Origin of the sequence: Marinobacterium rhizophilum (genome assembly GCF_024397915.1) — a bacterium.
Taxonomy (GTDB): domain Bacteria; phylum Pseudomonadota; class Gammaproteobacteria; order Pseudomonadales; family Balneatricaceae; genus Marinobacterium_A; species Marinobacterium_A rhizophilum_A.
This window is the reverse complement of record NZ_CP073347.1, coordinates 4,990,424-5,004,602: the sequence shown is the minus strand read 5'-3', so window position 1 is coordinate 5,004,602 and position 14,179 is coordinate 4,990,424. Positions and strand designations below refer to the sequence as shown.

Sequence of the window (14,179 nt, the reverse complement as noted above, 5' to 3'; positions counted from 1 at the left end):
CTGGGTATCGACAACACCACCATCAAAACCACCTACCGCTTAACGCCCCCGGCGACGCGCCGTCCATCAGGCTGGCGTGTACCCCCATATCTTAAGGAACCACCCTCATGAGTATTAAGACCCTGGAAAAACTGGTGATCTGCCATATCGATTGTTCCATCTGGAGTGGCCGTAAAAAGCTGCGCCCCGAGGACCTGCGTCTCGTCGATGGCAGTGAGCTGCCCCCCACCGATGTTGCAAGCCTGGGCAGCAAGAAGATCTGTGACCCCGAAGCCCTCTCGCAGTTTGAGCGCCTGAAGAAGGAAGCGCAGCGTCTGTGTGAGCAGATCGGTGTGCGTTTTCTCGGCGGCTATGCGGTACCTGAGGCCCGTATCGATCAGATACTGCCGGAATTGGACCGGATTGGCCGAGAGTTTGCCGCCTGCAAAAACTCCTTCCTCGATAACTATGACCAAGTCATCCATGACTGGATCGCCAAGCACCCCGACTATGCGGAGGCGATTCGTCGCGCCATTGCCCCGGTCGCCGATATCGCCCAGCGGCTACAGTTCGATTACACGGTCTACCGGATACAACCCTCCCGCCAGGCTGCCCCGCTGGATGACAAGATCAACGGCATGGGGCATACCCTCCTGTGCGAAGTGGCCCGGGATGCCAATGAACTCTTTGAGCGCTCCGTGGCTGGTAAAAACCAAATCAGTCAGCGTGCCCTCAACCCCCTGCGCCGCCTGCATGACAAGCTCAACGGATTGTCCTTTCTGGATCACCGCGTACAACCGATGGTCGATGCAATGGATCGGCTCTTTCCACAACTGCCCAACGCCGGGCCAATAACAGGCCATCAGTACCATGAACTGCTGGCCCTGATTCTGATCCTGTCCGATCCGGACAAAATGAAGCGCCATGGCGAAGGGCAGCTGACGCTGCAGCACGTGCTGGCCAGTACCCTCCCCCAAGCCGATATGGCCACCGAGGAGGATACCCACTCGATACCGCTGTCCTCGCCAAACCCAAAACCGCACGCCGATCCTGGCCTCAACCCACGCGCCAGACCGGCGACCCTGCCGTCGCGCACACCCGCGGCACCTGCCCAGCCAGGCTCCTTCTATTTCTAGCCGAAGCCCAACACGGAGATATCACCATGCGCTCAAACGCCTACCTGCACTCAGCCACAGAACTGCAACGACTGGAACCTGAACTCTCAGCGTTGATTGAGCCGGTCGACAGCGAGCAGCTGTTCGACGTCCAGCGTTGCCGCCATATCGCACAACAGAGCTATGCCACCCACAGCGTCGTCATTCCGAAAAACCCGCTGGTTGTTTCATCCGCCGATGCCGCAGGTATCTGGGTAACGGCAATGGTGTTCCTGCCGGCAGACCCTGCCTGAGCGCACCAAACGAAGGGTGGGAACAACAGCATAAAAAGACCCGTTCAGGTGCTCTCTCACCCGGCCAATCCACTAACCCAACTGGGGTGTCGCTCCCCGCGGGGAGTCGCGCCCCTGCCAAGGAGCTAAAGATGAACCATCCACTGAAGAATGCCCTGCCGATCGTAGCTGCGGCCTATGGTGAAAAGTTTGGCGTCAAAGTCCTCATCCAGGGCCAGGATGCCTATACCGACGGTGAGAACATCGTCATACCGGCCGCCAACCCAGATAATCCACGTTTCCAGCAGGTCGCCTGGGGTTACCTGGCCCATGAGGCAGCCCATATCCGCCATACCGATTTCGACGTAGTGGCTGAGGCGGCCTCCCATCCGCTACGCAAGGCACTGTTGAACATCATCGAAGACATCCGTATCGAATCCGCACTCGCCCAGAACTACCCCGGAACCCGTCGTACCATTCACGAGGTGCTGAGATACATGGTGGATCATCAGCAACTCAGGGTGCCCACGGACAACCACCCCGCTACCTTATTACAGAGTTGGTTGCTGTTCCGGCTGCGGAGCCGGTTACTGGGTCAGTCGATACTGGAACCGCTGTATCAGGTAGTAGACGCCCAATTCAGTACGCAGCTTCCGGCGACTGTGCTTTCACGCCTGACGGTTATCGTGGATGCGATCCAGAATCTGGCGTCCACGACAGACGCCCTGCAGAGTGCTGATGCCATTATTCAACTATTTGAGGAGTTTAAAGAGGATGCTGAACAGATACCGCGACCGGCGGGCCAACACGGCGCCCCTGCAACGGGGGACGAGCCCGACACCTCAGCCACTAACGAGGAGAGTTCTCAGACCTCCCCGGACAACGGCACCCAGGACGACAGCCTCCCCCACGAGCCTGGCAGTTCATCCGTAGACCAAGACACGTCATCTGCAGACCACGACGATTCCGTGGTGAAGCAGATTCTGTCAGCGGGCGAAGGAGCATTCACCGCAGACCTGTTCACCCAGATCGCGACCCTGTTACAGGCTGAAGCACAGCAACATCAGGGGGCTATGGCATTTAACATGCCCCGGCCCGAGCTGGCACAGCCCGGCGATCCAGACATTCTGCAACGCACAGCAGGAGAGTCTGCCCGAGTCCGTGCCCGCTTGCGGGGCCTGGTGCAGTCCAGTCAGGACAACCGGCCCCATGCCAAACACCAGGGACGGCAGATCGACCATAACCGGCTCGCCCGTTCCCGAACCGGCGAATCTCGCCTGTTTCTGACCCGTAGCAACCGGGTGGCACCCAATGCTGCGGTACACCTGCTGGTCGATGTCTCAGGCTCCATGGCCAAAACCTCCGCTGACAGCGGTCGCAAATACTATCAAATCGCCAATGAAGCCGCCCTGGCCTTAACGTTGGCGCTGGAAGGCATACCCGGCGTATCAACCGCGGTGAGTTTCTTTCCAGGCTGCGTTGAAGATGTCGCGATGGCGGTACGACCTCGCCAATCCGTACGTCGAGAGGCAGCGCGCTTTGCCCAGACACCCCGAGGTTGCACACCACTGGCGCCGGCCATGTGGTTCGCCGCCAATGACCTGCTCAGACAAAAGGAGAAACGCAAACTGATAATCGTACTGACCGACGGTGAGCCGGACGACTGGAACGCCGCCCACGATATCGTCAACCGTTGCCACCGCAGTGGCTTTGAACTGCTGGGCATCGGCATACAAACCCGCTCCGTAGAGCGATTCTTCCCCTCCAGCCTGGTGATCAACGACCTGACAGACCTGCAGCGCGAACTGTTCAACGTCACGAAAAACCTGCTGTTAACGCCATAACCCAACACCACCCACTCGCCCACGGGGAGACAGACCAGCCCCATAGGGAGCGGTCTGCATCTCCCGGGATCCTCCGGAGTAGCCTTCAATGAAATATCACAAATTCAAAGCCGGCGAAAAAGCCGGTACCTATGTTGCTGAAACACCCGTCACTGAAGAGGACATTCTGACCATGGCCCGACAGTTATCACGCCAGCGCCTGGCCAAGGGCCGTTGCATCGAGCAACCCGCCGATGCCTTCAGCTATCTGCAGACCCTGATGCATGCTTACGAACATGAAGTCTTTGGTGCTCTGCTGCTGGATAACCGTCATCGGATCATTACGTTTGAGGAGATTTTTAGAGGCACACTGGATGCAGCCAGCGTCTATCCGCGTGAAGTCGTAAAGATCGCGCTATCTCACAACGCCGCCGCCCTGGTCCTGGTCCATAACCACCCATCGGGTGACCCAGAACCCAGCGAGGCCGATAAACGCATCACCATTCAGCTTCGGGATGCATTAAACATGGTGGGCGTGCGCACTCTGGATCATGTCGTCGTCAGTACAGAGGGGCATGTATCGCTGGCTGAGCGAGGAATGGTGTAACCGATTAGTTTATATACACTCACTACCCATTGATCTTTTGTCACCATCACCTGCTCATCTACTCGGTGGTGGTGGCTCCGAGCGAGAAGAAGACCCACTGAGCGGACATTGGTGAGCCGGGAAATAGGTATACCGTCCCCTGAATTCCCCTGAATTCCGGGATATACGGCGAGAACGTGAAAAAGGGACCATCCGCGTGGGCGATCCTGTCTACCTGGTGTGAGTTAGATAAACCCGGCTCTGACAAAACGACCAGACTTATCTGTCAGTCTGGCCGTTGCCGGAGCTAGGATAAAATTATTGCGTTTACGGCATTAATAGTTGTTTAAACTGCTGCTTCTCTGTAATCAGAGTAATTCCCAGACCCGCGACCAATGCCCAGAACGGTGCAGTGATATTCAGAAAACTCACGCCACTCAAGGCAACAACGAAGGCGGTAAAAGCACCAAGCTGGAAGGAAGCCTTTTTCTCGGTAGTGAACGCCAGTTGCAATGCCTGAAGCAATACGTTGATCATTGCCAGCCCTGCAACGGTGGCGATGAGGGCCAGGGGCACCAGTTTGATAAAGCTGATGGCGTAGCTGGAAAGGACTCCGAAAGTCAGACAAATCAGCCCACAAACTATCGACGCCACATATCGCTTTTCTTTCTCGCTTCCCGCTACTTCGGACGAACAGATTGCTGTCATTGGACCGGCGATGTTGGCATTATGAGCGCCGAAAAAGCAGGCTACCATGCCTCCAACTCCAGACAGCGTCGTCATGGTATTCACCGGTGGCTTGTACCCCTCGCTCATGAGCACACCTGTCGCCTGGGCATTTTCTGCACCGACCACCAGGATAGCAACAGGCAACGAGATGGCGATGAATGCCTCGAAAGAGAACGCAGGCATATAGAAACCGGGCAACTGGAACTGCGCGGCAGTCGCAACCGGAGCTGTCTCACCAAAGACGAAGAACAGCGACAGCCCGACCGCGAGCGCCGGGATAATTGGCGTCAACCTGGGAAGAAGAGCCAGAGAAAGGAAATAAGTGGCCACAGTCGCACCGGCGATCAAGGGCAGATCCGACAATCCTCCCATAATGCCCGTCGCAAACCTCATTAGAGCACCAGCGATCATCGCCATGATAATAGGCATAGGAATCAGGCGAATGATTCGATTCACAAACCCAGTTACCCCCAGTACAAACACTATAGCGCCAGCCATGAAATAGGCGCCCACTGCTTCCTCGAACGGGAAAATCCCCAAGGTTCCGCCCAGCATCACCGCCGCTGGAATCGACCAGGCGCCGCTAATTGGCTGGCCCGTTTTCCAGGCCAGATATACACCAATACACCCTCCAAAGAACCAGCAGGAAAAAAGCCAACTCACGATCTGGCCATCCGTCAACCCTGCCTGCGTCCCTGAGTTAATAATGATGAGAGAGGTGGCTACACACCCGAAGATAGCCGCCAGCAAACCTGCAGAGAAGTTCTCCTGCGTGAGGTCGCGAATTGGATTGCGTAGATTTAGTTTTGTTTTCATTGTGTTGTCCTCAGAGAGCACTGCCGTTGTCACGCATCATTGCACGAATAGCTGTACCCTCAATGTCGCGCATAGGCATGCCCGTATTCAGGGAATGGACGGCCGCTGTAGCGGCAGCATGGCCGTACTCAAAGCACTGTGCAGTGACACGGGCAGAAGCCAGAGCCTCATGCTCAGAACTCAGACACCGGCCCGCAACAATAATGTTTTCTCCGATTTCCGGAAGCAGTGCGCCATAGGGAACTTCATAGTAGTCATCCAGCAGCCAGTGCAGTTTCGGCTTTTCGCCATTGTGGAGTTCAATGGGCCAAGGCACCCGACAGATCCCATTGTCTCTCTTCCGGCAACTGACAACGTCTTCATTGGTGAGCATTTCAACACCGACAATGGTACGTGTCTGGCGAATCCCAACTTCTACCCCCGTATCCACCACATAGGCACTCTCACAGCCAGGCATGAAGTTGTTGAGGAATCTGGTGTAATCCCTTACCTGCAACCGCCCACCGATCTCCGCTTCGGTGAAGTCCGCAGGATCAATCACATTCAGAACCCGGCCGTCCTGCCCCGCCAGGCGAGTAGCATTCACCATCAACTCTCCCGGGCGGGTCGTCGGGAACATCCAGATTTTATTCCGGGGAAGACTGTACTCGCCGGTTTCTCTGGCCTCATCAATTGCCGCTGTGACCTTTGGCGGACAGATCGTATTGTCGCCGTAATAGTCCAGATAGGTATCGATATCGACACCACCCACGCGGAAGAACATAGTTGGATTCTGAATCCGCCCGTTATCACCGTAGAAATAACGATGACCTGCCCGCGCGATGACAGCCGCATCACCTGATGCATCAATGATCCGCTTAGCGAGAACAACAGAACGCCCGGCATTCGATTCGATTACAACTCCCCGGAAATGATCGCCATCCATTATCACGCCGGTTACCGCAGTATGCAGGTAAAGGTTAACACCCGCCTCTAACAGGAACTGATCTGCCGCCTCCCTCCACATCAGGGGATCGTGGGTAACTGTAAATGTTTTGCCGTACGCCTGCGCCTCAGTCAGGCCGCCTCGCCGACGAAGTTCGGCACGAAACCTTTCAGTAAACCCGAACACCACCTGTTCAGGGCCGTCAGGATGTTTTTCCCTCGCCAGGTACATACCGCATATTGTGCCCGACATCCCAGCCACTGCTGCGCCACCACAGAAGCCATACTTTTCAATCAGCAGTACTGATTTGCCTGCCTCTCCGGCTACTGTTGCGGCCGCAACACCAGCGGCGCCGCCGCCAACAACCAGTACATCCACCTCGTCCAGAACAGGCAGATCTGGCTGCTGCTCGTAGCGGCACACTGTTTTCCACGATTCAAAATCCATCACTCCCACCTCTTTTTTTTGTGATATATCAGTTGAATATCAATCGTATTCGATAGATATAGTCAGTGTCAAACAGTTTTGCTATGCTGGCAGCCATTCCGTTCTCCAGCATTCACACACGGGCAGAACCTGACTGATGAAAAACAAGAGCGAACTTGCCTATAATTTTCTTGAGCAGCTGATTACCTTTAGGGAACTAAAGCCGGGAACCATGGTTTCGGAGAGTCAACTTATGGAGCAGACTGAACTGGGCAGAACCCCTATTCGAGAAGCTCTGCAAAAGCTCGCAGCGGAAAAAATGGTGGAGATACACCCACGCAAAGGCATTTTGATTCCGTTAATGTCGGTTGAGGTACAATTGAAACTGCTTGAAGTCAGGAGAACTCTGGAAGAGCAGGCAGTGCGGTTTGCAGCTCATCGCTCAACAGTTGTCCAGAAGGAGGAGATGCTGCAGCTCGCAGAACAGCTGTTGGATGAGAACCTTTATGGAGATCCTAGACAGTATGGCGAGACACTGAAGAAGGTTCATCGTGCCGTCGCCGAGTCAACGCAGAACGAATACATCACTATGGCAATTCTGCCCTTACAGGGGTTATCAAGACGGTTCTGGTTTGCTCATATTCAATCGTTCAAGCGGGAATTAAGAATTGCCGGCGAACTGCATTCAGCAACACTGAAGGCAATTTGCCATGGGGACGAGTCCAAGGCCGCGGAAGCCTCACTTGCAGTCAATGATTACCTCACAGAGTTTGCTTACCACACAATAAGACGATCACCGGGATCAGCTCGCTAGGGCGCGTTCTCATTTGAAGAAAAGAGCCTCATTCGATAACCTTGTTGTATTTTAGGTGGCTACGTGACGATCAGTGGGAGCGCATCAAACATTTACTATCCGGCAAGCCCAGCGACAGAGGCGTGACTGCGCGTGACAACCGTCTGTTTGTTGAAGCGGTTCTGTGAATTGCAAGGACGGGATCGCCCTGGCGGGATTTACCCGATTTTTATGGGCATTGACACCGTGTTTACGTCCGTTACAACCGCTGGTCTCAGAAAGGTATCTGGCTGAAAGTCATGGAGTCGCTGTCAGAGGACGCTGACGTTGAACAGCTGATGGTCGATGGCAGCATTGTGCGAGTTCATCAGCACGGCACCGCACCGCAATAAAACGGAGCAAGACACCAAAGCCATGGGAAAGTCCCGAGGCGGACTGAGCACCAAAATCCATGCGGCGGTAGATGCCTTGGGCAACCCGGTACGACTACTGCTGACGCCAGGGCAGGCATCGGAATACGGGCAGACCGAGGCGCTATTGGATGGATTCACGCCCGACCAGGTGCTGGCTGACAAGGGATATGATTCAGATGCCTTTGTTGAAGCCATCCAGAGAATTCCCGCGGAAGCGGTGATCCCGTCAAAGAAGAACCGCCAACAACCGAGACCGCTGGACCGACATTTGTACAAAGATCGCAACTTGGTGGAGCGGTTTTTCCAGAAGTTAAAGCAATTTCGCCGGATCGCGACACGATACGAACGACTGGCGAGACACTATAAGTCGATGTTGAGTCTCGTCTCAGCCGTTATATGGTTGGCATAATTGAGAACAGCCCCTAGATCAGTAGCGAGAGAAATCGGCGAAGAGGTCGGACAAGGACACGGGGGAGCGCTCAGGGAGCGAAAAGGATCCCCATTGGCCTGTCAAGAGTTTTTGGTGCGTTGAAATACCGTTGCCGGTTCCGTATTCCGGCAGTCTGAAGGGTTGATCTGCTTAACTTGGGTGGATTGGACCGTGACCGGTCAAAGTACCAAAAAACCGCTCCAGCGTGAACGCGGCGTACAAAACGGTCACGATCAGCGGAATACGCACAAAACACATTGCTTAAATGAATGAATGAGACCCAATTAAAGTATTTGACCAATAATAAGAAATCACAAACAATTGATATCAGGTTTTTACCAATATGACCTGAGCTAGAGTTCAAAGTGGGGCGTTCCAAAGAAAATAGAATGGATCAACAAGGCTATCGCTAACGAAAAGCCAAAAATAAAAAATATGAGGTGCGGATATATGAAGAAGTCTACCTATCTAATCAACACTATCGTTGCCAGCTTGGCAGCTTCTGGCCCAGTAGTAGCAGATAAGCTAGACGTTGCCAGCACTTTTGCAACGTCCAACCTTTTGGGACAAATGGGCGTTAAATTTGCTGACAATGTAGAGATAGCCACCGGAGGAGACGTCAAGCTGAAGTTACATGAGCCTGGCGATCTGGTGCCGACCCTCGAAGTATTCGATGCCGTCAGTAGTGGTGCAATTGATGCTGGCTGGGACTGGATGGGCTATTGGTCTAGCGTAGTTCCGGTCGCTCAGTTCTATGGTGGTCTACCGTTTGGCCCCACATCAGAGGTTTCGGCATCCTGGATGTGGAGTGGTGGCGGAATCGACATTATTCAACGCGAATATGCAAAACACAACGTTATGGTTTTGCCCTGCTTCATAGAACCTCAAGAAACTGCTGGGTGGTATCGTGATGAAATCACCGGCCCAGATAGTTTTAACGGAATGAAAATACGCATGTCTGGTTTAGGCGCAAAGGTACTAACGAAACTTGGTGCGTCAACTCAGTTAGTACCTGGTAGCGAAACCTATCTAGCGCTTGAGCGCGGACGTGTTGATGCAGCTGACTTCGCGATCCCTACGGTAGATGAGGCGCTGGGATTCTATGAAGTAGCGAAATACAACTACTTCCCTGGCTGGCACCAATCTGCGAGCTGGTTCTCATTCATTATCAACAAAGATGTGTGGGATGGATATAGTGACAAGCGCAAAGCTCAGTTTGAGCTTGCCTGCCAAGCAACTATCCAATACACATTAAACCGTTTGCCTGCTGAGCAGACAGAAGTTATTGAGCGAATGGAGAAAAAAGGTACGATTACTAAGCGACTACCAGACGATGTAATTAATAGTTTGGAGCTTGCCTGGGGTGAGATTTTAAACGAAGAGTTAAAAAAACCAATTGTCAAAGAAATGTATGAATCTCTGCAAACGCATCAGGCGAAAATCATGAAATGGAATGAGCTTCAGAACCTCAAATAAAATCTAACCGTGGTATTACCGAGATTAGGAGAAATTATGAAAGAAGCTCTTAAGTCTACAATCGCCACCATAGATCGGTTTGGTCGACTGCTCGGTGAAATAACGAGTTGGTTAGTCCTTGGAGTACTGATTTCGGTTCTTATCGCAGTTATTGCTGGCGCCCTCGGCGCCAACGAGATGCTGAGTTGGGGAGTTGATCTCCCCATACTCGGCACGAAACTGACCATTAATGGTATTTTCGATTTAGAATGGCATTTTTTCGCAATTATGGTTATGACGGGCGGCACCTATGCCTACCTCGATGACAAACATGTCCGGTCAGACCTGATATACGCCAACCTACCCTCAAATATTAAAACCTGGATTGATACAATCGGCGATGTATTTCTTTTGATACCTTTTGCAGCAGTGATGGTATGGTTATCTAGTAGTTTTGTTGCCCGTTCTTTTAACTCCAGTGAGGCCTCCGACTATGGAGGGTTGGTGGACCGTTTTCTAATCAAAGCGACGATCCCAATCGGATTTTCAATTCTAATCATTATCGTTTTAGCTCGAGTTATCAAACGATTCATCGACGTTTACGAAGAACAGGCAAAGCCAAGTAAGGTACGCCTTTCTGATTTCCCAGAAGAACAGGCGAAGCCGAATAAGGCTAACTGTTAACATCTTAAAGGGCTTTTAAGTGGAATTTATAATCGAATATAGTTGGGCAATAGGAATGATCTGTGCACTAATTGCTGGTGTATTCACGGGCTATCCGGTTGCATTCCTACTATGCGGACTGGGCGTTCTGTTTGCAGTAATGTCTGGAATTCCTTTAGGGTTTATGGGAACCATCGTATCCAAAATCTACGCTGGGATTCTATCTAACTGGCTATTATTAGCTGCTCCACTATTTATCTATATGGGGCTAATGCTTGATAAATCCGGCCTAGCACAACGACTACTTTTGACATTAGAGCGTTTGTGTGGCCAATTGCCTGGAGGCTTAGCTCTATCTGTAGCCGTGCTAGGTATTGTAATGGCTGCAAGCACCGGAATCGTTGGGGCTTCAGTGATGCTGCTAGGCGTTATCGCATTGCCGGTAATGCTACGCCAGGGCTACGACAAGAAATTTGCTGCCGGTGTTACTGCCGCTACTGGCACATTGGGTATTCTCATTCCGCCCAGCATCATGCTGGTTTTTATGGGCGCTATTCTGCAGGTATCAATTGGCGACTTGTTTAAAGCTGCACTATTTCCAGGCCTTATGCTGGGCACGTTATATATCCTTTATATTCTCGGTGTTGGGTTCTTCACACCGCACCGTGCCCCAGTACCTAGCCTGAAGGCTTTGGACGACGTCAATAAAGGCCATAGTGACAGCTTAATGTTGGAACTGGTTAAAAACCTGCTCGGCCCCCTGCTTTTGATTGGGGCTGTACTTGGTTCAATCATAACCGGAATCGCAACCCCAACCGAAGCAGCAGGTATCGGTGCCGCTGGGGCAACTTTGTTGGCTTGGATTACACGTAAATTAAATTTTCCAGTACTTAGGGATGTGGTTAGAGACACCTCCAAAACAACAGCGATGGTGATCTTTGTAATGATCGGTGCTGCCTGCTTCAGTGCTGTATTCAAACGTCTTGGCGGTGATACTATGATTGAAGAGATGTTCCTTGGGACCGGCTTTGGACCTTACGGTTTACTGGTGCTGATGATGGGGTTGATCTTCATTATGGGTTTTTTCCTTGAGTGGATTGAGATAAGTTTTATTGTTCTGCCACTTTTCGCTCCAATCATAAAAGTGCTGGATTTTGGGTTTGATTCAACCGGCACAGAACTGCTTGTTTGGTTTGCGATTCTGGCCGCAATGAACATGCAGACCTCATTTATTACCCCGCCTTTTGGCTACTCGCTATTTTATTTACGTGGAGTAGCACCCAAGGGGGTGACGATCCAGGATATCTATAAATCGTCAATCCCTTTTGTGATCTTGCAGTTAATCTGTTTGGCATTGATTGTCGCATTCCCAAGTATAGTTCTATGGATAACACGTATATAGCATCAACAAGATTGTCTGCAGCTTAAATCTTCAAAGAAAATTAAAACAAATGCAGAATAGGTCAAAAAGATTAAATTAGATAGAAAAACCATGATACTGAAAAGCTTCATCTATTTTAGATGATCAATTAGCTGCTCCTACATATTTGGTATCTCATACGACATATTCGCACACTATGTAATGATTCATTAACACTTCGTGCAAAGGCACAATGTACAATGGAGTTAATATGCAAGACGCTACCCAAAAAGAAAATTCTGCGGCGACGCCAACAGGCCCACTATCAGGGATCAGGGTTCTCGATCTAAGTCGAATTCTGGCAGCCCCAGCCTGCACCCAAATTCTTGGTGATCTAGGTGCAGATATCATCAAAGTCGAACGGCCTATGATTGGCGATGATATCCGTAAGTGGGGACCTCCTTTTCTAAAGGATGAGGAAGGAAACGACACTACCGAAAGCGGATATTACTTATCAACTGGACGTAACAAACGATCTATAAGTATCGACTTTTCAAAGGCTGAGGGCCGGGAAATCCTGCTAGGGCTGATCGCTCAGTGCGATGTTCTCGTGGAAAACTACAAAGTCGGAAGTCTGAAAAAACTTGGCCTCGACTATGATACATTAAGAGACCTTTTCCCAGGTATCATCTATTGCTCGATTACCGGGTACGGACAAGATGGGCCATATTCTGCCCGGCCGGGATACGATATGGTTGCACAAGCACTAGGCGGTTTAATCAGCATTATTGGCGAAGAGGGACGTCCTCCAGCGAAGGTTCCGATTGCGGTCGACGACATCATGACAGGCATGTATGCCTGTATCGGAATTTTATCAGCTTTGAGACATCGTGATCAGACAGGAATAGGCCAGCAGATTGATCTAGCGCTTTTAGATGTTCAGATTGCGTGGCTGTATAATCAAGGAGTGAATTATTTTCTAGATGGAGAAATACCAAAGCGGATGGGAACTGGGCACCCAAACATCGTCCCCTATCAAATATTCGAGGCATCTGATGGCTATATTTTGCTGGGCGCAGTAAACAACGATCAATTTGCCAAGTTGTGCAACTTTGTAGGTCGTCCTGATTTGCTTGAGCGGAACGGTTTTAAAAACAATAAAGAACGTGTTAGAAACCGTGCAGTAGTTAATGCGGCCGTGTCCGAGTTCATCGCTACACAAACGGTTAACTATTGGGTCGAGGAGTTGTCAAAAATAAAGCTGACCTGCTCCAAAGTCAACAATATTGCTGAAGCATTATCCGACCCGCAAGTACTCTCACGCGGAATGCATATAAAAATGGAGCACCCTCTTGCAGGCGCTAAACCGGTTGATCTGATCGCTAGCCCGCTCAATCTATCTGAAACCCCAGTTAATTATCGCCACGCTCCTCCGACACTGGGACAGCATACTGATGACATTTTGGCTGAATTTTTAGATTTTGACGAAAACCGGATCGCTGAGTTGCGCAACGCCGGAATTCTTTAACAAGCTGTTACTGCAAAAGCCCATAGAGCATTGCAATAACTAAGAAAAACAAGCACAGGGCATAATGATGACTGAGACTAACACAAACACTGTTACTTTTGCTGGAAGTGGCGATGCTTTTGGCTCCGGAGGCCGGTTCAACTCATGTTTCGTCGTGGACGTAGAAGGTCTGCGTTACGCCATTGAGTTTGGCGCCACCTCGTTGGTGGCGCTAAAACAAGCCGGAATCAAGCACTCTTCAATCGATATTGTGGTTTTTTCACATATCCATGCGGATCACTGCTCGGGAATTCCTTCTATGTTGTTGGACTCAATGTTAGCAGCAAAGCGTACCAAGCCGTTAATCATTGCCGGGCCGCGAGATACTGAGGCCCGTATTCGTGAAATGATGGAAAGCATGCTGCCTGGCAGTGATATTATGGAACCAAAATTCGATCTTACCTTCGTCGAAATGGATCTTAATGTACCGAACAAGGTCGGTGAAAAAATGGTAGTAACTCCATATCCAGCAGCCCACACACCCAAAACCCATCCGACCTCCTTACGTGTTGAGGCTGGCGGTAAGGTTGTCTCCTATACCGGTGACACTGCTTGGACCAAGCATATCCCAAAGATTTCAAATGGGGCAGATCTGTTTATCTGTGAATGTTATTTCTATGAAAAGCCAGTACGTTTTCACGTTAACTACCCTGATATAAAGGAACATTGGGATGAGTTTAATGCCAAACGTATTATCTTAACCCATATGAATGAGGAAATGCTGGCAGTAGCCAATCGCGTACCAGAAGAGTGTGCTTATGACGGGTTGGTTGTCCGCATTTAGAACTGAGCATACGCCAAGGCTCTTGATACGAATATAGGAACAT

General features: G+C 51.1%; 12 protein-coding genes and 1 pseudogene. 11 read left to right on the top strand and 2 right to left on the bottom strand.

The features are described from left to right. Positions 1 to 107 precede the first annotated feature (107 nt). From KDW95_RS22645 to radC, 4 genes are all read left to right on the top strand, one after another. Positions 108 to 1,115: a DUF3150 domain-containing protein gene (locus tag KDW95_RS22645; protein ID WP_441813619.1), complete on the top strand. Its 1,008-nt coding sequence runs from the start codon at positions 108 to 110 to the stop codon at positions 1,113 to 1,115. Positions 1,116 to 1,141: 26 nt separating this feature from the next. After that, a complete protein-coding gene (locus KDW95_RS22640) occupies positions 1,142 to 1,387 on the top strand; it encodes a hypothetical protein (RefSeq protein WP_255854028.1) in 246 nt (81 codons plus the stop codon). A gap of 131 nt (positions 1,388 to 1,518) precedes the next feature. After that, entirely contained in the window at positions 1,519 to 3,210 is a 1,692-nt protein-coding gene (locus KDW95_RS22635; RefSeq protein WP_255854027.1) for a VWA domain-containing protein, read from the top strand. Between the two features lie 88 nt (positions 3,211 to 3,298). After that, entirely contained in the window at positions 3,299 to 3,796 is a 498-nt protein-coding gene (gene radC / locus KDW95_RS22630; RefSeq protein ID WP_255854026.1) for a RadC family protein, read from the top strand. A 306-nt stretch (positions 3,797 to 4,102) separates the two neighbouring features. On the opposite strand, the gene KDW95_RS22625 is transcribed toward radC, so the two are convergent. Both KDW95_RS22625 and KDW95_RS22620 read right to left on the bottom strand, forming a co-directional pair. Then, complete coding sequence (locus KDW95_RS22625) at positions 4,103 to 5,320, bottom strand: benzoate/H(+) symporter BenE family transporter (RefSeq protein WP_255854025.1); 1,218 nt, start codon at positions 5,318 to 5,320, stop codon at positions 4,103 to 4,105. Positions 5,321 to 5,330: 10 nt separating this feature from the next. Beyond that, positions 5,331 to 6,692, bottom strand: a complete 1,362-nt coding sequence (locus KDW95_RS22620) for an FAD-dependent oxidoreductase (protein ID WP_255854024.1) — start codon at positions 6,690 to 6,692, stop codon at positions 5,331 to 5,333. 136 nt (positions 6,693 to 6,828) lie between these two features. Here KDW95_RS22620 and KDW95_RS22615 point away from each other — a divergent pair, with 136 nt between their 5' ends. The 7 genes and pseudogenes from KDW95_RS22615 to KDW95_RS22585 all read left to right on the top strand — a co-directional run bounded on the left by KDW95_RS22615 (position 6,829) and on the right by KDW95_RS22585 (position 14,136). Then, a complete protein-coding gene (locus KDW95_RS22615; RefSeq protein WP_255854023.1) occupies positions 6,829 to 7,485 on the top strand; it encodes a GntR family transcriptional regulator in 657 nt (218 codons plus the stop codon). Between the two features lie 44 nt (positions 7,486 to 7,529). Then, positions 7,530 to 8,286, top strand: a pseudogene (locus tag KDW95_RS22610) (IS5 family transposase). Positions 8,287 to 8,757: 471 nt separating this feature from the next. After that, complete coding sequence (locus KDW95_RS22605) at positions 8,758 to 9,783, top strand: TRAP transporter substrate-binding protein (protein ID WP_255854022.1); 1,026 nt, start codon at positions 8,758 to 8,760, stop codon at positions 9,781 to 9,783. A gap of 36 nt (positions 9,784 to 9,819) precedes the next feature. Continuing rightward, entirely contained in the window at positions 9,820 to 10,446 is a 627-nt protein-coding gene (locus KDW95_RS22600) for a TRAP transporter small permease subunit (protein ID WP_255854021.1), read from the top strand. Positions 10,447 to 10,465: 19 nt separating this feature from the next. Next, positions 10,466 to 11,827 carry a TRAP transporter large permease gene (locus tag KDW95_RS22595; RefSeq protein WP_255854020.1) on the top strand — a complete coding sequence of 454 codons (1,362 nt, stop codon included), beginning with the start codon at positions 10,466 to 10,468 and terminating at the stop codon, positions 11,825 to 11,827. Positions 11,828 to 12,056: 229 nt separating this feature from the next. Then, positions 12,057 to 13,313, top strand: a complete 1,257-nt coding sequence (locus tag KDW95_RS22590; RefSeq protein WP_255854019.1) for a CaiB/BaiF CoA transferase family protein — start codon at positions 12,057 to 12,059, stop codon at positions 13,311 to 13,313. Between the two features lie 67 nt (positions 13,314 to 13,380). Beyond that, positions 13,381 to 14,136, top strand: coding sequence for an MBL fold metallo-hydrolase (locus tag KDW95_RS22585; protein ID WP_255854018.1), 756 nt, complete (start codon positions 13,381 to 13,383; stop codon positions 14,134 to 14,136). Positions 14,137 to 14,179: the final 43 nt, after the last annotated feature.

What these genes read in the sequence shown, in the direction of transcription:
- KDW95_RS22635 (WP_255854027.1), top strand. Translation starts at nt 1,519, where the DNA reads ATGAACCATCCACTGAAGAATGCCCTGCCGATCGTAGCTGCGGCCTAT.
- radC (WP_255854026.1), top strand. Translation starts at nt 3,299, where the DNA reads ATGAAATATCACAAATTCAAAGCCGGCGAAAAAGCCGGTACCTATGTT.
- KDW95_RS22590 (WP_255854019.1), top strand. Translation starts at nt 12,057, where the DNA reads ATGCAAGACGCTACCCAAAAAGAAAATTCTGCGGCGACGCCAACAGGC.
- KDW95_RS22600 (WP_255854021.1), top strand. Translation starts at nt 9,820, where the DNA reads ATGAAAGAAGCTCTTAAGTCTACAATCGCCACCATAGATCGGTTTGGT.
- KDW95_RS22615 (WP_255854023.1), top strand. Translation starts at nt 6,829, where the DNA reads ATGAAAAACAAGAGCGAACTTGCCTATAATTTTCTTGAGCAGCTGATT.
- KDW95_RS22620 (WP_255854024.1), bottom strand. Translation starts at nt 6,692, where the DNA reads ATGGATTTTGAATCGTGGAAAACAGTGTGCCGCTACGAGCAGCAGCCA.
- KDW95_RS22645 (WP_441813619.1), top strand. Translation starts at nt 108, where the DNA reads ATGAGTATTAAGACCCTGGAAAAACTGGTGATCTGCCATATCGATTGT.
- KDW95_RS22625 (WP_255854025.1), bottom strand. Translation starts at nt 5,320, where the DNA reads ATGAAAACAAAACTAAATCTACGCAATCCAATTCGCGACCTCACGCAG.
- KDW95_RS22640 (WP_255854028.1), top strand. Translation starts at nt 1,142, where the DNA reads ATGCGCTCAAACGCCTACCTGCACTCAGCCACAGAACTGCAACGACTG.
- KDW95_RS22585 (WP_255854018.1), top strand. Translation starts at nt 13,381, where the DNA reads ATGACTGAGACTAACACAAACACTGTTACTTTTGCTGGAAGTGGCGAT.
- KDW95_RS22605 (WP_255854022.1), top strand. Translation starts at nt 8,758, where the DNA reads ATGAAGAAGTCTACCTATCTAATCAACACTATCGTTGCCAGCTTGGCA.